This is a genomic window from Olleya sp. 1-3, assembly GCF_002836085.1.
Classification (GTDB): Bacteria; Bacteroidota; Bacteroidia; order Flavobacteriales; family Flavobacteriaceae; genus Olleya; species Olleya namhaensis.
Map to the genome: position 1 here is coordinate 36,269 of NZ_PJBW01000012.1, position 21,322 is coordinate 57,590.

Sequence of the window (21,322 nt, forward strand, 5' to 3'; positions counted from 1 at the left end):
TCAATTATTTGAAAGCGTTTTTTTTGTTGTGTGTTGTAAGCCTATTATCTTGGTTTGTAAATTGCACCAGTAGCAAAATCAACAATTACTCCAGGAAAGAAAAGTAAAATATCAGCAATTAATGCTCCAACCCTAATTTCGCGCTGCTGCTCTCCTGCTTGAGGTTTTGTTTTTTGAGAAGCAGTAATTTTTCCTCCAAATACCGTAGCGCAACTAGACATCATTATTGCAACTAATCCAATTGCAATTACATTTTTTAGTTTTTTCATTTTTTCGAAATTTATGTTAATAATTAATCTAGACATGATAGAAAGCCAATTATTGTTAATCAAAAAACGAGTTTCGATTAATTGTATAAAATTTGACTTTTACTATTATCTATGTTTTTAACTCTTATTTTTCGCCCAAAGGACATTATTAAGATAGTGAAATAAGCGCAACATATTTTAAATATCAAGTATTTTATCTTTTAAAATGCTTATTGAATGGTATGAAGCTAAACGCAATAGTAATAAAAGAATTCTTTTATTTATTGGTTTTAGTACCTCTCTTTAGTTAAAGAGAGGGAGTTTTTACTTTAGAAAAAAAATCCGGGAGTTCGTATTAAACACAAAGTAGTTTTAAGGAAGGTTAGGTTCTCGATACATTTGTTTTTTTCGTTGTCACTCCAAAAACAAACACTCGAACTGACGCAGTGTAAGTACTCAGGTTGTTTTAATATATGGAAACATTTCGTATCAGTATTTTGTAAATTAGACCAAAAACAGAGTAAGCACAAGCCGTCAGTTCGAGTGATTTGTGAAGCATGAACAAAATTGTATCGAGAACTACTTAAAACTAACTGTGTTTTTTAAAAGAAGAAAGATAGCTTTGTCTTAAACCCTTAGGTTAATTCGCATTCGCGAACATTTCATTTAAAATATAATCGAATGCTGTTTTAATTGGGGCTTTCTCCCTAGTTCCTATTTCTATTACTGTGTAGTTAGTTCCAATAATATTTTTTTCACTATAAAAATCTAAACCAATAAAAAAAGAAATATAATCGGTTACGTATTCCGCAAAACTATCTTCTTTGTCTTTTAATGGTGGATAAAATTTTAATTTATTAAAATATCAGGATGGATCGTTTTTAGTTTATAATATAAAAGCAATCCAAAACCGTTATAACGAGTTTCTAAATTTTTAAAAGATTCTAATTCATGGTAATACACAATAGTAGTATTCTATCCATTGTGCATGTTAAGAATATCAATATACGTATTGTCAAACGATACCTCTAGTAAAGGAGCGGTGTTGAAGTTTATAGTATTGTAAAGTGACATTTTTAGGATAGTTCTTATTTAAATGTTTAGTCTTCTAATATCCAATCTACTAAATCTTTTGTATCAATAATAGACCAACTATGGGGATGTCTGTCTCCGTTTTCTCGGTAGCCTTTATTGGTTGTTGGGATATATTCCACGTTTTTAAATTGTTGTTCTTTTAAACGTTGAGAGAATTTTTTAATGTAGTAGGCATTCATTTGGTCGTAGTCAGCCATATGGTTGGTTTTCCACCATAGTGTGTCAGGCTCTGTGTATAATCTGATTTTTGTATTTTTTAAATGTTTGACATTGCCATTGTAGTTGCTTCTAGAGGTGTAAACTGCATTTTTTTCGTAATTATCAAGGTGTTCGTCTGGATGTCCAAAAGCGTTAGTTAATGTCTCTAGGATCCAGATGCTTTCTTCGTTAGATATACCGTGAGCAGTGCGTTTGACGTTTTTTTCTGACGAGGTATATAATGCTGCTAAATCTATTGGGGAATCGACAATAAAAACGCCTTTTGGGTCTATATAATATTGTTTTAAACTGACAATAAAATCGCTTAACAATAAACTTACTACGCCGCCACTAGAAAATCCACCAATATAAATGGCGTCTGTAGGTAATTGATTGTCTGCTATAATTTTTTGTAATTGTGCGGCTAGTTTGTGTTTTTCTTGTGTTTCTAGCCATAATTTTCTGTTATAGTTAGAAAATATAACAGCAATATTATGTAGTTTGGCAAGTTCAAGTATTTTGAATTCTTTTTTTATGTCTTCTGCGTTTTCTGGGAAACCACCAAAAAGAATCAGCACAGCTTTTGCTTTTTGTACTGGTTTATATAATTGATAATCAAGAGCTATAAGTTCTATATAGTTAGCGTTTTCATTTGTAGTTTTTGTTTTAGGAGTTGTGTTTTCTTTACAAGAGGTCAATCCTAAAAAAAGTATGATTACTGATACAATTTTATTCATCTTAAAATATAGTATTGGTTATTAGCATTTTAGTGTACTACTTTACTTGTATAACTGTTTGCTATGTAGAAAGGTAATCCATTAAAAACTAACGCGTAAACTAGCGTTTGGTGTTAGGCCAAGCGATTTGTTGTCTATTTGTATGGTTTGATTGTTGTCCTCTGGATCGACTTCAAAATAACGGTTTATTATATTATTTTGGTTAGTTAGGTTTATAACACCAGCTCTAAGAGTAAGTTTGGAATGGTTGGTAACGTTAAAGTCGTAACCAATAGAGGTGTCTATTCTAAAAAAAGCTTCCACATTTTGACTATTGGGTTGGTCGTAATTAACGTAGTAATTGTTATTTATCTGTACTGTTGGGTTATTTGCTAATGGATTTGTGTAGGGTTGCCCGGAATGCCAAACACTACCAATAGATAGTTGTAAATTATCAAGAATAGTATAGTTAAACGCTAGAGACAAAGAGTGTCTAATATCTACATTATTAGGAAATACAGATGGTGTAAAACTGTCAAACTGATAGTTGTTAATACTGTAGGTGTAACTAAACCATGTGCTGTAGCGGTCTGCTGTTTTATTTGCTAAAAACTCGATACCTTTTGCGGTGTAATTTCCTGTGGCATTTAAATATTGAAAATTGTTATAAAAGCCTTGATTACTTGCAGTAATACCATTAACCACTTTATAAAAACTATTTAAATCTAAATTAATATTATTTTGTTTAAAATCTATACCAAAAGAGGCTTGTTTGCTTTTTGCTATAGGTATACTTTGGTTGTCTGCAAGTATCCAACGTCTATTTTCTACACCTAAAAAGTCATCTTGAAAATCGACAATTTGTGTTGCAGATTGATTTTTAAATTCGCCTTCTAGTTTTAAAGCAAATTGGTTAGATAGTTTTTGTCGGATATTTAATCTAGGTTCAAATAATAATTGGTCAAATTTTTGAAAATAATTAGCACGTATACCAAGTCTTAAATAGGTGTTGTTTTTGTGGTATTGCACTTCTGTAAATAGGGCATGATTTAATAATACGTCTTTTTTTGTGCGTGAGTAGGATGGTGCAGTTACTATGGTTTGGTTTAGAATACCAATCTCGTTAAATTGATAACCATTTATAAGCGATATATTTGGGTTGATTTGATATTGCGTTTTTAGTTGTAGGTTAGTTTCTAACACCTCATTTGCTTGTGTTAAGCGTTGATTGGTTTGAACGCGTAAATCTGATGCGTCTACATTGTATTGCGAGTAGCTTCCTGACAGTGTTGTGTTAAATTTATCGGTCCATTGTGCTTGCCATTTTCCGCCATATCCTAAGTTTTTTTGCGTTAGATTACTGCTTTTTGACGTGGTTGTATTGTTACTATCCTTAACATTTTCAGCATAATCTAAATTATTGTTGATACCAATTATATTGGCTCTAAAACGATGCTTGCCATTTAAATCAAATAATAGCTTTGCGGTATAATCATAAAACACAAAATCGGATTGTGTAGTGCTATTGTCTAAATTAGGATTAGTGTTTATGTCGCTATCCTGAAAACTTCTTTCAAAATAATTCTGATAAGTTAGTGTGCTAAATGCGTCTGTAATTGATCGTCGTCCAGAAAGGTGTATAGCCAATTTTTTAGTAATAGGGAGTTCTAAAAAAGCATCTGCACTAATTAAATTAATACCAGCTCCACCAGAAAAAGTCTCCGTTATTTTGTCCTTGGTAAACATGTTAATTGTACTAGATACACCATCACTATATTGACTACTTGTTCCGTTTTTGGTTACAATAACTTTGTTGGTTAAATTTGGGTTGTAAGCAGATATTAGACCAAAAAAGTGACCAGAATGGTACATTTTAATACCATCCCAAAGCATTAGGTTTTGGTCATTGGTTCCTCCTCTAACATTAATATTAGCGATGCTTTCATTTACACTTTCTATTCCAGGAAGTGTTTGTATGGATTGTAAAATATCGGGTTCTATTAATCCTGGTAAAATACCAAACTGTTTTGTGTTTAAAAGTAAACTTCCGTCTGTTAGTTTTTGTAACCCTGTGGTTAAATACTTGATAATTAATACCTCGTTTAATTGTTGACTATTTTCTATTAAGACTACAGGTTTACAGGTTTGATTTTCGTTAAAAAAAAATTTAGCTTTAATAGTTTTAGTTTCAAACCCTAAGTAGGATATGGATAAGATTGTGTTTAAAGGAATATTGTCTAATGTAAAGGTGCCATTATAATTAGTACTTGTACCTTTTGTTGTGCCATTTATAATAACTGAAGCACCTAAAAGTGCTTGGTCTGTATTTGCAGACAAAACAGTTCCGCAAATAGAAATAGTCTTTTCTAATACCGAAACGGTTATGTAACGGTTATCTATTGTCTTAAAATTTAAAAGTGTGTTTGCGTTTAAATAGTTAATGGTGTCTTGTAAATTTAATGTGGCTTCTGGTTTTGTAATAGTCAGATTTATAACGTCTTGAACAGCGTAGCTAAACTTAACGTTAAAGTCTGTTTCGATTGTTGTAATATAATCTGCTAACTTAATCTGTTTGTTTTGACTAAAACAGATCGTGCCCATTAACAACATAAAACAGATTGACCAATGTTTACCCTTCATAGTCATAAAATGTAACGATTTGTCCTCTAACTTTAAACTTGATTTTTAAAGGTATAGTTATAGATTGTAATGCCGTATTTAAATTATCATGTGTAAATGTACCTGTAAATAGTTGAGATACGTCTACGTCTGTTGCTTTTATGGTTACCTTATATTGTCGTTCTAGCTCCGCAATAACCTCTTGTAAAGCTATGTTTGTAAAACTACTTTCGGCTTGTAGCCAATCTGGATTAGTAGAGGTGTTATCTTTTATAAGTTCAATGGTTCCATTGGTCGCTTTAAGCCCATTACCCTTAGATAATTTTACGATTTTGTTATTGTGTTTTACGCTAACTAAACCTTCGTAGCAAATGACTTCAAAATAATTATCACGTTCTTTAACATTAAACTGAGTACCTAAAACTTGTACAATCCCGGCGTTTGTATTGACTGTAAATTTTTGACCTTTTTCCACTTTAAAAAATGCTTCACCGTCTAATTGTAAATCGCGAGTATCGTTCCAAGTTTTTTTATTATATGATAGTTTAGATTTTGCATTTAGTATAACCTCAGAATTATCTGGTAAAGTCACTGTTGTGGTTTCTGCAACTTGAGTTGTTATAGATTTTACATTATTAAAAAAGATAAAATAAGAAGCGCCAAGCATGACCACAAGCATTGCTGCTACTTTAAATAAGGCTTTAATATTTAGATTAACAACTTTGGTCTCGTGTCTAGATAATTGCTTTTGTTTAAACGCTTTTAAGGCTTGTTTTGCATCTACTTGAGGTGCTTGCATTTGGGCACTATAATGCTTTATTTTTTCTAAAGTTTTTAAATCTTCAGTTTGCTTTAATTTTTCAAGCTCTTGTTTAGAGAGGTCATTATTAAACCATTTTAGTATGTTAGTTTCTTTTTTCATTATAAAAGTGCTTCAGTCTTAAGACAATTAAATAGTACTTTACCCTACTTTATTAAATGTTTTCTATGTGTTGTTTTAATGTTTTTAAAGCACCAGACATCCTTTTTTCTACTGCTTTTTGCGAGATATTAAGTAATTCTGCAATCTCTCTGTATTTTTTACCTTCAATTCTATTTAATAAAAACACTTCTCTTTGACCGTCCGTTAATAAAGCAATTGCATTTAGTAATTTAGTTTTAAATTCTTCTTCTTCTAATAGATATTCTGGACTTTGATTGTTGGTATCTATATAAGGTGCTGCTTTTGCGTAATCCATAACCACCTTATTATGTTTTATAGTATTTAAAAACATATTGTTAATAGATGTAAAAAGATATGTCTTTGCTTTTGCTAACTCTATTTTAGAACAGTTTTGCCAAATTTTAGAAAACGCATCTTGAACCAAATCTAAAGCTTTAGCATTGTCGCCACATTTATAGTATGCAAAGTTACTAGCAGATTGGAGGTGCTCTAAATAAAAATCACTAAAATAATGGTCGTTACAAAGATTGTTTTTGTTGTCAATCATATATCAAATATCGCCTTTAAAAAAGCCAGTCTTAAAAATTATTTTTTACAAAAGTAGGGTAAAATTATTTTGTGTTGTCTTAAGGATGTAATAATCTAAAACCATAAAATTATGCCAACCGAAAAACTAATAGCCATTTTAGAAGTCTTTTTAATTATTGTTTTAATAATAAGCTTTGCAGCCTCTTTTTATATTATAAATCATTTATTTAAAATTATAGGGTAGGGTAAAATAAAACACAGTTGTCTTACTATTAGAAAGGCGAAAAAAGCACTTTGAAAATAAAATAAAATAAAAAAATAAAAACTAAATTTACAAACATTTAAAATTATGAAAAACCTAAAATTATTTACTGCATTATTTTTAATTACATTATTATCATTTACATCTTGTCAAGATGAAATTGATAACGAAAGTGGGGATAATCCAAATACTAATACATCAAACTCACAAACAGCAAGCAATTTAGAACGTAGCGCTATGTACGATGGATCTTTTGATGATTTTTTAGATGGTAACTCGTGTTCTTCTATTTTATTACCAGTTACAGCAACTGTAAACGGTACACAGTTAACCTTGGTAAATCAATCAGATTACCAGCAGGTAATAGATATTTTAGCGTTGTTTAATACAGATGATGATACTGTAGTTTTACAATTCCCGTTTACCGTTACACTAAGTAATTACACAGAAGTTGTAGTAACAAGTCAAGCGCAGTATGATGATATTACTGAAGCTTGTCAAGCACTTGAAGCTGCTGGCGAAGACGCAATTTCTTGTGTCGATATCGATTTTCCAATTACTATTTTAACATACAGTTTAGATTTAGAACAAACAGGTAGTGTGGTTATAGAAACTGAACAACAATTATATACCTATATAAATAACTTTGGAAACGATCAGTTATTTGCCATAAATTACCCAATAACTGCAACTGCAACTGTAGATGCTAGCGCAAGTCAATCGGTTACGTTTACTAGTGATGCTGATTTACAAGCAGCAATTACAGACTGTGTAGGTTTTGAAGAAATAGAAGATCAGGCGGGTGAAGATGCAGATAGTTTAGAAACAATACTGGTAGATGGTTTATTTGAAGTGGAGTCTATTGTAAACGCAGGTGTAGATACAGCTACGGATTTTGAAGAGTTTACCATAGATTTTGCAAACGATTTAACTGTAGTGGCAGAAAATGTAGTAAATGCAGCAATACAAGATGTAGCGGGAACCTATCAAGTAACATCGCAAACAGAAGTGTATTTGGATTTAATGTTTACGGGTAATGTTGCGTTTACTTTATTAAATCAAAATTGGGTAGTTACCAGTTATAGTTCAACATCAATTACTTTACAAAGTACTACTAATGCAGCATTAACTTTAGTGTTAACACAACTTTAGAATACTTTTAATTAGTTAATTAATAGTATGTTTGGCAATACTGCTATCCTAATAAATATGGCAGTATTGTTAAATTAAAACGACAAAAGATGAAAAAAATCAGTTATTTATATAGTATTTTATTTGTTTTAGTAGCATGTAGTACGGATGAGACACAAACTAATAATGAAACTTCAGACACAGCAACTACACAGGCAAATAAATTAGGTGTTGGTGTATCTGCAAACGATTTATTATCAGATGTAAATTTCAGTAGTTTAGTTGTAGAAGTGGTGTATGTCGATGGTTTTGAGCCTTCTCAAACAGCAGTAAATAATTTTGTCGCTTTTTTAGAAAGTAGAATTTACAAGCCTAATGGTATTACTGTATTAAAAAGAGCAATTGCTTCTCCAGGACAATCGTCTTACACAAATGAAGACATAATATTAATTGAAGATACAAATAGAACACAATATAATAATGAAAATCAAATAGCCGTTTGGGCCTTTTTTGCAGACGCAGAATCTGCTAATAACACAGACGCAGGAGTTGTATTAGGTACCGCTTACAGAAATACTTCTTTCGTGATTTATCAAGAAACTATAGAGCAATTATCATCTGGTACCATAACAAACACAACTTCAATACTAGAAACTACAGTAATTACACACGAGTTTGGACATATTTTGGGGTTAACAAACCTAGGAAGTCCTTTGCAGTCTAATCATGAAGATGGTGGACATCCAAAGCATTGCGATGTAGAAAGCTGCTTAATGTTTTGGCAAGCCGAAACAGGTAATGGTGTTATGAATATGATCTCGGGTGGCTCTGCACCTCAATTAGATGCGCAATGCATTGCAGATCTCCAGGCTAATGGAGGTAAATAAATTACAGAAAAAACAAATCAAACTTTCTTAAATTAATTATTATGAAAAATCAATTTTTAACAATTGCCCTATTTTTTAGTGCCTTATTTTTAGTACAAGCACAAGATGAAACAGCAAAAAGCAAATCGTCAGGAGGATTAAAAGGAGGTTATAATTTGGCAGCAGTACAATATGATGGAGAAGCAGAAACAGGTCAAAGAAGTGGCTTCCATGTTGGATTATATGGCGAATCATATATTACAGATTTTGCAGCTATCCAAATTGAAGTCATGTACTCGCAACAAGGCTATCAAATAGAAAGTGATGGAGGGACCTTTACACAAAAGTTAAACTATATAAATCTACCATTGTCTTTAAAAATATATCCTGTTAGTACTTTTTATTTAGAAGCAGGACCGCAAATAGGTTATGCGGTGTCACATAAAGAAACATACGATAGTAATTTTAATTTGTTTGATACATCACAACAGTTTGAGCCTAATAATTTTGACTATGGTGTTAATTTTGGAGCAGGTTTTAAAACAGAAACAGGAGTTAGTATTGGTGTGCGTTATCATTTAGGGTTAGGAGATATCTATGATGACGGGGCGCCAAAAAATAGAGTTTGGCAATTTTCAATAGGATTTGGATTTTAAATTTCACCTTTTTACTTATTATAAAAAAAACACTCTCATTTATTTGAAAGTGTTTTTTTATGTTTTAAAAAGTGTTTTTATTTTTAATTGCTGCCACTTATTTATATGTGAATTATTCAAACTTGATATAGTCAATTTCAATATCAAAGTCGCCTGCTTTTTTATCGCTAATAATTAATGCCATATTATAAATGTCATCTAATGCAGTAATTGGCATGTCGTTTCCAATAACTTCGCTGATACGATAATGCTTGAAGTCTGATAAATTAACTGTTAGCGTTTCCCATTCAGTTGTTTTTGGCGAAAACGTGTGTTTGTAATACGGGATGTAATACTGTTGACTGTTTTTTAAAGATAATCCAAACGTCCGATCTGTACTGCTACTTTTATAGCGCATAGTCATTGTTTTACAAGCGCTTAATGCACCTTTAGTAATCAATGTACGCATACTTGCAAATCCACCATTGTTTTTTAGACTTACAGCGCCCGTAAATCGGATACTGTTGTTTGTAAGTTGGATTTCTGATTTGGAGAGTCCTCCCATAACACCATCATTAACAATGCGCCAAGTGTCTATAGCTTTATCTTGTCCAAAGTCTATGGTTAGTCCAGCAGTTGTTATCATAAATAGTAGTGTTAGAAGTAATAATTGTTTCATATCTAAAGATACAACAACCAAAGCAGCATTTGTTTTAAAGTCTTGTTAATAGATTATAAATTGAAGTGATAAAAAAGATTTATTTAAGTTAAGAAATCTAAGTGTAAAACTGTCTAATAATCTCATCAAAATCTACTATTTTTGTGACAATGCAACACACCATTTCTCATTACATACCGGAAGCGTCTTTACCTAGAGTGTTAGAACTATTGGAACACGATAATTTAATTGTATTGGTTAAAAAGGAACGTAAAACAAGACATGGAGATTATCGCAGATTACCAAATGGAAAGCATCAAATTACGGTTAATGGTAGCTTAAATAAATACCGTTTTTTAATTACATTAATTCATGAAATTGCACATTTAGAAGCATTTTCTAAATTTGGACGCCAAATTAAACCTCATGGTTTGGAGTGGAAGCAGACGTTTCAGCATTTAATGTTACCATTTATAAATCCAGAAGTGTTTCCTGATGCTATTTTACCAGCACTGGCAAAACATTTTAAAAATCCAAAAGCGTCTAGCGACACAGATGTGCAACTGGCCTTAGCTTTAAAGCAATTGGACGCACCAAATAATAAAAGCTTTATATTTGAAGTACCTTTACATCAGACTTTTAAGATACACAATGGACGTGTATTTAAAAAAGGAGCAAAACGACGGACTCGTCATGAGTGTGTTGAGGTAAAAACGGGTAAAACCTACCTGTTTAATGCCAATGCTGAGGTAGATATTATTAACGATTAAGTAAAGGCTTAATACAACAAGAAGGACATGCAAAATAAAAATTATTACGCCATATTAATGGCAGGAGGAGTAGGCTCACGTTTTTGGCCAGTTAGCACGGAAGAGTTTCCGAAGCAGTTTCATGACATGCTTGGAACTGGAGATACGCTAATCCAAAAAACGTTTAGCAGATTAAGTACGCTTATTCCTAAAGAGAATATTTTTATTTTAACTAACGAAAAATATAACGATTTGGTATTAGAGCAACTTCCAGAAGTTAATCAACGTCAAGTAGTTTTAGAGCCAGCTATGCGTAACACAGCGCCTTGTATTTTGTATGCTAGCTTAAAAATACAAAAGGAAAACCCTGATGCTGTCATGATTGTTGCGCCAAGTGACCATTGGATAGAAGATGAAGACGCATTTACAACCAACGTAAAACAAGCGTTTGAATATTGTGAGACTAATGATGCATTAATGACCTTAGGAATTACACCTACATTTCCAAATACAGGATATGGTTATATCGAATGTGGAGAAGCATCAGAAGAAAAAATAAGTGACGTTATTCAATTTAGAGAAAAACCAGATTATAATACTGCTAAGCAATTTATAGCAAAAGGTAATTTTTTATGGAATGCAGGGATATTTATGTGGTCTGTTTCTAGTGTCATTAAAGCCTTTCAAGAAAAGCAACCAGGATTATATGAGTTGTTTAAAACAGGATTACCGACTTATAATACCGAGTTTGAAGACGATTTTATTAGAGATAATTACGCTAAAGCTGAAAACATCTCTGTAGATTATGCTATTATGGAATCTTCAACAAACGTCTACGTTATTCCAGCAACTTTTGATTGGAATGATTTAGGGACTTGGGGAAGTTTATATGATAAATTAGATAAAGACGAAAACAATAATGCGGTAGTTAATGCCAAAACATTAACGGAAGATGCCTCTGGAAATATGATCCGTACTAAGACCGATAAGGTAGTGGTAGTGGATGGGTTGAAAGATTATATTATTGTGGATAAAGACGAAGTTTTACTTATCTTTCCGAAGTCAAAAGAACAAGATATTAAATCAGTACTCCAAAAAGTAAAAGACAAGTACGGAGAGCATTACGGATAGGATTTAACTATGGAAGAAAACAATACGCCAAAGGAAAATAAATTTGATTTCTCTGATGAGGAGAAACAACAAGAAGCAGTAGATCAAAAAAAAGCAGCTGTTAAAAAAGATGCACAAGGGTTATTTAAAAGTATTAAAACCTTTATGCAAGAGCTACTTGATTTTAGAGAAGATACGGATAGAGATGCTACTATTGAAGCCATAAAGGCAGATATACCTTTTAAAGGGGCAACTGCATGGATTTTAATATGCTCTATATTTGTGGCATCCATTGGTTTAAATGCCAATAGTACTGCGGTTGTAATTGGTGCCATGTTAATTTCTCCATTAATGGGACCAATACTTGGTGTTGGGTTATCTATTGCTATTAACGATATTGATACGCTTAAACGCTCGTTAATCAACTTAGCAATTATGATTGTGCTTAGTTTGCTAACAGCCTTTTTGTTTTTTAGATTTTTTCCTTTAAGCGAGGACACTTCAGAGCTTTTAGGTCGTGTACAACCAGATATTCGAGATGTACTAATTGCCTTTTTTGGGGGGTTAGCTTTAATTATTGCCCGAACTAAAAAGGGAACAATAGCATCTGTTATTTTTGGAGTTGCAATTGCTACAGCATTAATGCCACCCTTGTGTACAGCCGGATATGGTTTAGCAAAAGGCAATTGGACCTACTTTGGCCAAGCCATGTATTTGTTTACTATTAATACCATATTTATCGCATTAGCGACCTTTTTAGTACTTAAGATATTGCGTTTTCCAATGCTTAAATATGCTAATTCTGCAAAGCGTAAACGTACCGCTAGAATTGCATCATTAGTCGCTATTATTGTTATGATACCAGCTATGTTTACCTTTTTAAGTGTACTTAGAGAAAGTCAGTTTAAAGTGGATGCTAAAGACTTTATTAGCATGGAGCTAAAGTCGTTACCAAACGCTAGTTATATTCAGAAATACGCAACACCTAATTACTCACCTACTGGAGAGTCTAATATAGAGCTGACTACTTTTGGTACAGATGTGATTTCTGACGATATGAAACACTTCTTAGAAAACAGATTACAAGAATATACATATTTAAAAAATTCTAAATTATTAATTAATCAGACTAAAAATAGACAGATTAATAACTTAGAATATATGGAAGAGTTGCGCACAAGAGACTCTTTAGACCTAATGAGTCAGCAACAGAAAATCACATTTTTAGAAGATAAAGTTAGAGAGTTGTCTAAATTAGAACAAGGTTATGTTCCGTTTGAAGAATTATCTAAAGAGGTTAATATTAACTACGAAAATATCGAGGCGCTATCTTATGCTAGCGTTGTAAACTCTAACTTTAAAAGTATAGATACGTTAGCTGTGTTTCAGGTAAAATGGAATGATAGTTTGGCGGATGCTGCACAAGTGTCTAAAGAGAAAGATAAACTATATCGTTGGTTAAAATTAAAGTTAAAATTAGACACATTAGTGGTTAAGCAAGTAAACTAAAATTCAGGATTTAGAATAATTATATACGCTATCATTCAGAGTAAAGCAAAGCATCTATTTATTTAAAATAATAAGGTTGCAATTAGTCTTTCTTCTGAATGATAGCGATACTTAATCTAAGTGATGTAATGTTTATTAACCGCGTTCTTCCAAGTACATTTGACGTACTTTTTTGAATAGTTCTGAAGAGTAAACAAAGTCAGTTACTGCTTCGTTATCTGTCTTAAAGATGTCGTAGCGAGAACCTTCCCATTCTTTTAAACCATTTTTTAGAAATACAATTTTTTCTCCAATTTGCATAACAGAGTTCATGTCATGCGAGTTGATTACGGTTGTAATTTGGTATTCTTCCGTTATTTCTTTAATCAGATTATCAATAACTATAGATGTTTTAGGGTCCAGTCCAGAGTTAGGTTCGTCACAAAACAAGTATTTAGGTTTGTTTACAATAGCGCGTGCAATAGCAACACGTTTTTGCATACCTCCAGACGCTTCACTTGGCTTTTTGTGGTGTGCATCTTCTAGGTTAACACGTTTCAATACAAAGTTGACACGGTCTTCCATTTCACTTTTGCTTTGTTTTGTAAACATTTTAAGCGGAAACATAACATTCTCGGCAATAGTCATAGAGTCAAACAAGGCACTTCCTTGAAAAACCATACCTATATCTGCTCGCATGTTTCTTTTTTCGTCTTCGCTTAATTGCGTAAATATTTTACCATCATAAGCAATACTTCCTTGTTCGTAATCAAAAAGCCCCAAGAGACACTTTAAAAATACGGTTTTACCAGAACCACTTTGTCCAATGATTAAGTTGGTTTTACCTTTTTCAAAAGTAGTTGTAACCCCTTTTAAAATATGAGCGTCTCCAAACGATTTGTGTAAATTTTTTACTTCTATCATTGACTTAGTAGGAGTTGAGTTAATATATAGTTTAAAAGGATAATCATTACACTAGTCCATACAAAAGATGTCGTACTAGCTTTACCAACTTCTAACGCACCACCTTTCATATAATAACCATGATAGGACGGTACAGTTGCTAAGATAAAAGCAAAAATTAATGTTTTGATAAATGCGTAGGCCATATGAAAAGGCTTAAAGTCTAGTTGGATACCTTCTATATAATCTGGCATTGTTGCGTAACCGCCATAAACACAAGCAGCTAATCCTCCCATAATTCCTAAAAACATAGAAATTGAAATAACAAATGGGTATAGTGTTAGCGCTATAAATTTAGGAAACACTAAGTAGTTTAAACTGTTTATTCCCATAACTTCTAGTGCGTCAATTTGTTCTGTAACACGCATGGTTCCGATACTAGATGTGATAAAAGACCCTACTTTTCCTGCCATAATTATAGACATAAAAGTAGGTGCGAATTCTAGGATAATAGATTGTCTTGTGGCAAAACCAACTAAGTTTTTTGGTATCCAAGGACTGTCAATATTTAATGCTGTTTGTATTGTAACAACACCACCTACAAAAAAGGAGATAAATGCGACAATACCAATGGAGCCGATAATTAAATCGTCAACATCTTTTAGTATTAATTTTTTCATTACAGACCACTTTGTAGGCTTGCGAAACATCTCGACAACCATTAAAAAGTACGTCCCAATATAGTGTAGGTAATTCATGTTTTATTTGTTACTGCTAAAATATAAAATTCTAGTAGGTATTTAACCTTAATTTCAAATTAGATGTTTTAAAATCTGTATTTTTGACCTCTAAAATTAAATTATCCAAAATGAGAGCGATACTATCAGTATTTGTGATATGTTTTCTGTTAAGTTGTCAGTCACAAAAAAGCGTTATTAAACCTAATGTTGCAACATTAAATACACAACCTAAACTTGTTGTAGGTGTAGTTGTAGATCAGATGAGATATGACTATTTAACTAGATTTTATAATAAGTATGGAGAGGGTGGATTTAGGCGTTTAATGTCACAAGGTTTTAATTGTAAAAACAATCATTTTAATTATGTGCCGACATATACAGGACCCGGACATGCTTCAATATTTTCTGGTACGACACCAAAAACACACGGTATAATTTCTAATAATTGGTACGACAAAGTCTCTGATAGTTATGTGTATTGTGCAGGTGATACAACAGTACAATCTGTAGGGACTACAAATAAAGCAGGGCAAATGTCTCCGCACAGATTAAAAACAACATCATTTGCAGATGAAAATAGATTGTTTACGCAAATGCGAGGAAAAACAATAGGTATTTCTGTAAAAGATAGAGGTGCTATTTTGCCAGCCGGTCATACTGCTAATGCGGCATATTGGTTTCATGGTGCAGATGAAGGGCGTTTTATTACTAGTACTTATTACCTAGAAACTTTACCTAGTTGGGTTAAAGCTTTTAATGATACAGGTGCTGCTGAAAGTTATTTAAAGGAATGGAATACATTATACGACATTAATACTTACACAGAAAGTGGGAGTGATTTAAATGCTTTTGAAGGAGGTTTTAAAGGAAAAGAAACTGCAACGTTTCCTTATGATTTAAAAGCATTGAGTAAAACCAATAGAGGTTATGATATTATTAAAGCAACACCTTACGGAAATAGTATTGTTGCAGACTTTGCAATTGCAGCCTTAGATGGTGAGCAGTTGGGACAGGATAATATTACAGATGTGTTAACGGTTAGTTTTTCTAGTACGGATTATGTTGGTCATAATTTTGGTGTTAATAGTAAAGAAGTGGAAGACACTTATATTAGATTAGATAAGGACATCGAACGTTTACTAAATGCTTTGGATGCTAAAGTTGGTAAAGGTAATTATACATTGTTTTTATCTTCTGATCATGGTGCTGTTGAGGTGCCATCTTATTTAGAGTCTGTAAAAGTACCATCAGGATACTTTAATAATGATGCTTTTAAAAAGACGTTAAACGAGACAATCATTTCCAATTATAAAGCAGAATCGTTTATTAAAAACATAAGTAACAATCAAGTCTTTTTGGATCGTGAGGTTATTAAAGGTTATGGTTTAAACCTAATAGAAGTACAACAAGCTTTAGTGGATGTAATTATTGGTTACCCGCAAGTGTATAAAGCATATACTGCTAGTAGTATGACAAATGCTGAGTTTTCGAGAGGAGTAGAGCATTTACTTCAAAATGGGTTTAATCAAAAACGTTCAGGAGATGTATTATACGTTTTAGATCCAGCAGTTATTAGTTATAGCAAAACAGGGTCTACTCATGGATCTGCTTTAAATTATGACACTCACGTACCATTATTATTTTTTGGAAAAGCAATCAATACAGGAAGTACTTTACAACATACTACTATTCCTGATATAGCACCTACAATGTCTGCTTTATTAGGGATTAGTTTTCCAAATGGAGCATCTGGTAAACCTTTAGAATTTGTTTTAGAAAACTAGTCTTTAGAAGACTATATAATTCTGTTTTAGTAAAAAAAGATTATAAACAACAATGCCATACTTTATTAAAAGTATGGCATTGTTGTTTAATGTAACATTAAGTAAAAAGTGGCAATACCCAGCGCTAATTAAAAAGGTGCGTATTTATGACGTTACGATAAAGTAAAGTGGTCTGTTGTTTAATGTTGTTGTAAGTAAAAGGGGTAGTGGCGTTTTCTTTTATTTTCTATAAAGGAAGTAATTATCAACCAGCTCAATATAAGTTTCTTTTGCTTGGTCTGTTGTAATGTCTTTAATTTGAAATAAGGCATTCGCTTTAAACGCATTTATTATGCGCTTTTTACTGCTTGGGCTTTCGTAATTGTTTGTTGCCTTTTTATAATAAGCATACAAACGTAGTAGGAAATCTGCGGGAAAAGGTTCTGTATGCGCGTTAATACGCTCTACAGCATCTTCAAAAATAGTATTTAACTCTTCGGTAGTCATATGCTTACATTTCGGCAATAATACTTTCACCACCTTTTACTTTTTGGTTTAAGTTTACCTTAATCTTAGTGTCCAAAGGTAAAAATAAATCTACTCTCGAACCAAATTTGATAAATCCTGAGTCTTCACCTTGCGTTGCAGCGTCTCCTTGTTTAGCATAATTTACAATACGTTTAGCTAATGCTCCAGCAATTTGTCTGTATAAAACCTTACCGTAAGTTGGGTTGTCTACTACAACTGTAGTGCGTTCGTTTTCTGTACTAGCTTTAGGGTGCCAAGCTACTAGGTATTTTCCAGGATGATATTTACTGTAGGCCACTTGTCCGCCAATTGGATAACGTGTAACGTGTACATTTATTGGAGACATAAAAACACTTACTTGTAAGCGTTTCTCTTTAAAAAATTCAGGTTCAAATACTTCTTCTATCACAACAACTTTACCATCTACAGGAGATACAACTGTGTTGTCATTTAAAAGTGTGGTTCTTTTTGGGTTTCTAAAAAATTGTAGTATCAAAAATAAGAATACAAACAATGTGAAAAACAACAGGTATTGTAACCATTGTAGCGACACAAACTTATCTACCACCACTGCAAAAAGAGCCACCAGTAAAAAAGTAATTGCAATTATTTTAAAACCTTCTTTATGAAACATAATTTAAAATTCTTAGAAATAAATAAATAAAAGGAGCTGCAAATATCATGCTGTCAAAGCGATCCATTAGACCACCATGTCCAGGCATAATAACACCACTGTCTTTAACTTTTGCTTGACGCTTAAACTTAGATTCTATTAAGTCTCCAAGTGTGCCAAAAACGCTTATTATAACACTTAAAATTAACCAATGCGTAAAGGTTAATGTGTGGTCTGTAAAGATATAAATAAAATAGCTGGCAATACAGGCAAAAAATAAACCACCCAAAAAGCCTTCTACTGTTTTTTTAGGTGAAATACTTGGGAATAGCTTTTGCTTACCAAAATTCTTACCTACTAAATACGCAAAGGTATCATTGACCCATACTAATATAAACGATCCTAATATATAAGCCGGTGTAAACTGGCCATTATGGTTTGCTATTAGTACTAAAAACACGAATCCGCTTGATAGGTAAAACGTAGTGATTATAAATCTTTTAGAACTAAATAAGGGTATTGTCTTTTCTGAAAATAAATCCTTAATTAAAAGCAATTGCACAAATAGTGTTATGACTTGCAGAATTTGTGTGGTCTCGTCTAGTCCTTTGTCAGAACTCATTACAAGTTGCCAATATCCAAATATAAAATAGAGTACTGTAAATATGATATAAGGAAAAATGCTTTTTAGTTGAATAAGTTTACAAAACTCCATTAAGCAAATAAAGCCAAACACAAAAAACAACACAATAAAAGCGTGTTGGTTTAACAGTGAGGCTACTAGCAAACTTACGTATAAGAATCCTGAAAGTGCTCTGGTAAGGGTTTCGTTCATAAAACTAAAGGTCTTCTAAAAGCAACAAATATAGGTTTTTTGCACTGCTTCCGTAAGATAAAAAGTCTTTTTCCTCTTGCATTTTAAAATGCTTGATAGTCGTAATGTTAGTGGGTATCTTCGTGGTGTTTTTATTTTTAATTTCACGTAGACCTTCTCCTATGTTTGAAACAATTTGACTTGTTGTCGCAAAAACAATTACGTTGTTAGGAAATTCGTTAAGCTTTTTCTCTGCTAATTGGTTAGAGCAAACTAATAATGAGCCATCGTTGGCTATTAAGTTTTCGCAAGTGGTAATAAAATAGGTGCAATTTGATAGGCTGCTATCTGTTTTAAGTTGCGAAGATTTAAATCTGTCCTTTAAATTAGTATCGTAGAAAAATGCAGCGTCGTCTTCCCAGTTATTTTCTAGAATAATGTTGTTTAAGTTTTCAAACACTTCGTCTAGAGAATCACAATACAGGAATTTTCCACCGTTTTTTTTGAAGTTAATTGTAAAACTTTCGTCAATAGGAATGTCTTGGGTAGGCATATATCTGCCTCTTTCTTCAGACTTTAACTCTTCCTTTTTCTTCTGAGATTTAGAACTAAAAAGTTTCCTAAACAGACTCATTCGCGCGTTGCTATAATCAAAATTCCTTTATGGGATAATCAAATATAAAAAATCTTAGACTATCTGATGCGATAATCTAAGATTTTTAAATATATTATGATAAAATGATATTATTCTTCTTCCTTTGTTTCTATTTGAATTTTCTCAGATGGTTTTCTATCTATTTCAGCAAACGGACGTTTACCTAAAATTTCTTCTAAATCATCTTTAAAAATAACTTCTCTTTCAATTAGTCTTTCCGCCAAAAGTTTTAATACATCTTTTTTAGATTCTAATAAGTCTAAAGCACGTTGGAACTCCGTTTCAACAATGTTTTTGATTTCATTATCTATTAATTCAGATGTTTTTTCACTGTAAGGTTTAACAAAACCACTCTCTCCAGCTGGATCATAGTAAGTAATGTTTCCTACTTTTTCATTAAGACCATAAATCATAACCATAGCTTTTGCTTTTTTAGTTACATTTTCAAGATCACTTAATGCTCCGGTAGAGATTTCATTAAAGATTATTTTTTCTGCAGCACGTCCACCCATTGTTACACAGATCTCATCTAAAAACTTACTTGTTCTAGTTATAAATGCTTCTTGTGGTAAGTACCATGCAGCTCCTAAACTACGTCCTCTTGGTACAATAGTAACTTTTACTAATGGATCAGCATGTTCTAAAAACCAGCTTACTGTAGCGTGCCCAGCTTCGTGATAAGCGATTGTCTTTTTCTCTTCAACAGAGAATAAGTTACTACGCTTTTCTAAACCACCAACAATACGATCAACAGCATCTAAAAAGTCTTGCTTTTCAACAGCTTTCTTATCATGTCTTGCAGCAATTAAAGCAGCTTCATTACATAAGTTTGCGATATCTGCACCAGAAAAACCAGGTGTTTGTTTTGATAAAAATTCAACATCTAGTCCTGCTACCTTTTTAAGTGGCTTAAGGTGTACTTCAAATATTGCTTTACGTTCTGTTAAGTTTGGTAGATCAACATGTATTTGTCTATCAAAACGACCAGCACGCATTAATGCATTATCTAATATATCTGCTCTGTTGGTTGCAGCTAATACAATAACGTTTGTATTGGTTCCAAAACCATCCATTTCTGTTAGTAATTGGTTTAACGTGTTTTCACGCTCGTCATTACTACCTGACATTGCATTTTTACCTCTAGCACGTCCTATGGCATCAATTTCATCAATAAAAATAATAGCAGGTGATTTCTCTTTAGCTTGCTTAAATAAGTCTCTAACACGAGAAGCTCCAACACCAACAAACATTTCTACAAAGTCAGATCCTGATAGAGAAAAGAAAGGAACTTTAGCTTCTCCAGCTACTGCTTTTGCTAATAACGTTTTACCTGTTCCTGGAGGTCCTACTAGTAAGGCTCCCTTTGGAATTTTTCCACCTAAGTTAGTATACTTTTCAGGATTTTTTAAGAAATCTACAATCTCTTGTACTTCTTCTTTTGCTCCTTCTAAACCAGCAACATCTTTAAAGGTTGTTTTAACTTCAGAATTTTCGTCAAAAAGTTTCGCTTTTGATTTTCCGATATTAAATATCTGTCCACCAGCTCCACCACCTCCTCCAGAGGACATGCGACGCATTATAAATACCCAAACACCAATTAATAATATAAATGGTAAAAGGCTAAATAGTAATTCTCCCCAAGGGTTACTGTCTATGCTAAAAGTTAATTCGGCAGCTTTGTCTTTTCCTATTTCGGAGTTGATCTCTTTTATAGATTCTTGAAATAAAGCTAAGTCACCAAATTGAAATGAATAATTTGGAAGTTTAGCTGTTGTTGGAAAAATAGACGTTGGCTTAGACTTTTTATGTTCTTCTTTGGCTTCGGCTTCTTTTCTTAGGTAAACTTTTGCAGTAGTTTCGTTTATGATATCTACTTTTTCTACATCACCAGATCTCAAATATTCGAAAAATTGAGCAGGAGATGTTTTGCTTGTAGTGTCTGCGCTACTACCAAATACCTGAAGTGCTATGAAGAAAATAATAATACCTCCATAAATCCAATACGGATTAAATTTAGGTTTTTTTGGTGCTACTTTTTTATTTTTATCAGCCATGTATTG

At 32.5% G+C, this 21,322-nt stretch carries 20 protein-coding genes; 7 read left to right on the plus strand and 13 right to left on the minus strand.

The genetic code is table 11. The features are described from left to right. Positions 1–44: 44 nt before the first annotated feature. The 5 genes from CXF54_RS12080 to CXF54_RS12100 all read right to left on the minus strand — a co-directional run bounded on the left by CXF54_RS12080 (position 45) and on the right by CXF54_RS12100 (position 6,366). Complete coding sequence (locus CXF54_RS12080; RefSeq protein ID WP_157823444.1) at positions 45–269, minus strand: hypothetical protein; 225 nt, start codon at positions 267–269, stop codon at positions 45–47. A 1,079-nt stretch (positions 270–1,348) separates the two neighbouring features. Beyond that, entirely contained in the window at positions 1,349–2,278 is a 930-nt protein-coding gene (locus CXF54_RS12085; protein WP_101203744.1) for a hypothetical protein, read from the minus strand. A gap of 81 nt (positions 2,279–2,359) precedes the next feature. Beyond that, the gene (locus CXF54_RS12090) at positions 2,360–4,897 is read right to left on the minus strand and encodes a TonB-dependent receptor (RefSeq protein WP_101203746.1); all 2,538 of its coding nucleotides are present in this window, start codon (positions 4,895–4,897) and stop codon (positions 2,360–2,362) included. Further along, the gene (locus CXF54_RS12095) at positions 4,887–5,798 is read right to left on the minus strand and encodes a FecR family protein (protein WP_101203748.1); all 912 of its coding nucleotides are present in this window, start codon (positions 5,796–5,798) and stop codon (positions 4,887–4,889) included. Before CXF54_RS12095 ends, CXF54_RS12090 begins: the two co-directional genes overlap by 11 nt. 52 nt (positions 5,799–5,850) lie before the next feature. Continuing rightward, the gene (locus CXF54_RS12100) at positions 5,851–6,366 is read right to left on the minus strand and encodes an RNA polymerase sigma factor (RefSeq protein WP_101203749.1); all 516 of its coding nucleotides are present in this window, start codon (positions 6,364–6,366) and stop codon (positions 5,851–5,853) included. Positions 6,367–6,696: 330 nt separating this feature from the next. Here CXF54_RS12100 and CXF54_RS12105 point away from each other — a divergent pair, with 330 nt between their 5' ends. The 3 genes from CXF54_RS12105 (at position 6,697) to CXF54_RS12115 (ending at position 9,262) form a co-directional block, all read left to right on the plus strand. Continuing rightward, the gene (locus tag CXF54_RS12105; RefSeq protein ID WP_101203751.1) at positions 6,697–7,761 is read left to right on the plus strand and encodes a hypothetical protein; all 1,065 of its coding nucleotides are present in this window, start codon (positions 6,697–6,699) and stop codon (positions 7,759–7,761) included. An 89-nt stretch (positions 7,762–7,850) separates the two neighbouring features. After that, a complete protein-coding gene (locus CXF54_RS12110; RefSeq protein WP_101203752.1) occupies positions 7,851–8,627 on the plus strand; it encodes a membrane metalloprotease in 777 nt (258 codons plus the stop codon). A 41-nt stretch (positions 8,628–8,668) separates the two neighbouring features. Beyond that, entirely contained in the window at positions 8,669–9,262 is a 594-nt protein-coding gene (locus CXF54_RS12115) for a porin family protein (protein ID WP_101203754.1), read from the plus strand. 112 nt (positions 9,263–9,374) lie between these two features. On the opposite strand, the gene CXF54_RS12120 is transcribed toward CXF54_RS12115, so the two are convergent. Then, the gene (locus CXF54_RS12120) at positions 9,375–9,920 is read right to left on the minus strand and encodes a CIA30 family protein (RefSeq protein ID WP_101203755.1); all 546 of its coding nucleotides are present in this window, start codon (positions 9,918–9,920) and stop codon (positions 9,375–9,377) included. A gap of 149 nt (positions 9,921–10,069) precedes the next feature. Here CXF54_RS12120 and CXF54_RS12125 point away from each other — a divergent pair, with 149 nt between their 5' ends. From CXF54_RS12125 to CXF54_RS12135, 3 genes are read left to right on the plus strand one after another with little or no spacing between them, the layout of a single operon-like run. Continuing rightward, a complete protein-coding gene (locus CXF54_RS12125; protein ID WP_101203757.1) occupies positions 10,070–10,669 on the plus strand; it encodes a SprT-like domain-containing protein in 600 nt (199 codons plus the stop codon). Positions 10,670–10,696: 27 nt separating this feature from the next. Further along, on the plus strand, positions 10,697–11,779 hold the full coding sequence (locus CXF54_RS12130; RefSeq protein ID WP_101203758.1) for a mannose-1-phosphate guanylyltransferase: 1,083 nt from the start codon (positions 10,697–10,699) through the stop codon (positions 11,777–11,779). Positions 11,780–11,788: 9 nt separating this feature from the next. Continuing rightward, on the plus strand, positions 11,789–13,267 hold the full coding sequence (locus tag CXF54_RS12135; RefSeq protein WP_101203759.1) for a DUF389 domain-containing protein: 1,479 nt from the start codon (positions 11,789–11,791) through the stop codon (positions 13,265–13,267). A gap of 135 nt (positions 13,268–13,402) precedes the next feature. Here the strand turns inward: CXF54_RS12135 and CXF54_RS12140 are convergent, their stop codons facing one another. Together CXF54_RS12140 and CXF54_RS12145 are read right to left on the minus strand one after the other, a co-directional pair. After that, positions 13,403–14,170: an ABC transporter ATP-binding protein gene (locus tag CXF54_RS12140; protein ID WP_101203761.1), complete on the minus strand. Its 768-nt coding sequence runs from the start codon at positions 14,168–14,170 to the stop codon at positions 13,403–13,405. Further along, positions 14,167–14,907, minus strand: a complete 741-nt coding sequence (locus CXF54_RS12145) for an MlaE family ABC transporter permease (protein ID WP_090841537.1) — start codon at positions 14,905–14,907, stop codon at positions 14,167–14,169. Before CXF54_RS12145 ends, CXF54_RS12140 begins: the two co-directional genes overlap by 4 nt. Before the next feature lie 110 nt (positions 14,908–15,017). On the opposite strand from CXF54_RS12145, the gene pafA reads away from it, so the two are divergent. Continuing rightward, on the plus strand, positions 15,018–16,673 hold the full coding sequence (gene pafA / locus CXF54_RS12150) for an alkaline phosphatase PafA (protein ID WP_101203763.1): 1,656 nt from the start codon (positions 15,018–15,020) through the stop codon (positions 16,671–16,673). A gap of 219 nt (positions 16,674–16,892) precedes the next feature. Here the strand turns inward: pafA and CXF54_RS12155 are convergent, their stop codons facing one another. The 5 genes from CXF54_RS12155 to ftsH form a co-directional block, all read right to left on the minus strand. Next, positions 16,893–17,159, minus strand: a complete 267-nt coding sequence (locus CXF54_RS12155; protein ID WP_090841533.1) for an acyl-CoA-binding protein — start codon at positions 17,157–17,159, stop codon at positions 16,893–16,895. Between the two features lie 4 nt (positions 17,160–17,163). Beyond that, the gene (locus CXF54_RS12160; protein ID WP_090841531.1) at positions 17,164–17,814 is read right to left on the minus strand and encodes a phosphatidylserine decarboxylase family protein; all 651 of its coding nucleotides are present in this window, start codon (positions 17,812–17,814) and stop codon (positions 17,164–17,166) included. Then, positions 17,804–18,628, minus strand: coding sequence for a phosphatidate cytidylyltransferase (locus CXF54_RS12165; RefSeq protein ID WP_101203765.1), 825 nt, complete (start codon positions 18,626–18,628; stop codon positions 17,804–17,806). The genes CXF54_RS12160 and CXF54_RS12165 overlap by 11 nt, the downstream gene beginning before the upstream one ends. Before the next feature lie 4 nt (positions 18,629–18,632). Next, a complete protein-coding gene (locus CXF54_RS12170; protein ID WP_090841527.1) occupies positions 18,633–19,241 on the minus strand; it encodes an LUD domain-containing protein in 609 nt (202 codons plus the stop codon). Positions 19,242–19,351: 110 nt separating this feature from the next. Further along, on the minus strand, positions 19,352–21,316 hold the full coding sequence (gene ftsH / locus CXF54_RS12175) for an ATP-dependent zinc metalloprotease FtsH (RefSeq protein ID WP_090841525.1): 1,965 nt from the start codon (positions 21,314–21,316) through the stop codon (positions 19,352–19,354). Positions 21,317–21,322: the final 6 nt, after the last annotated feature.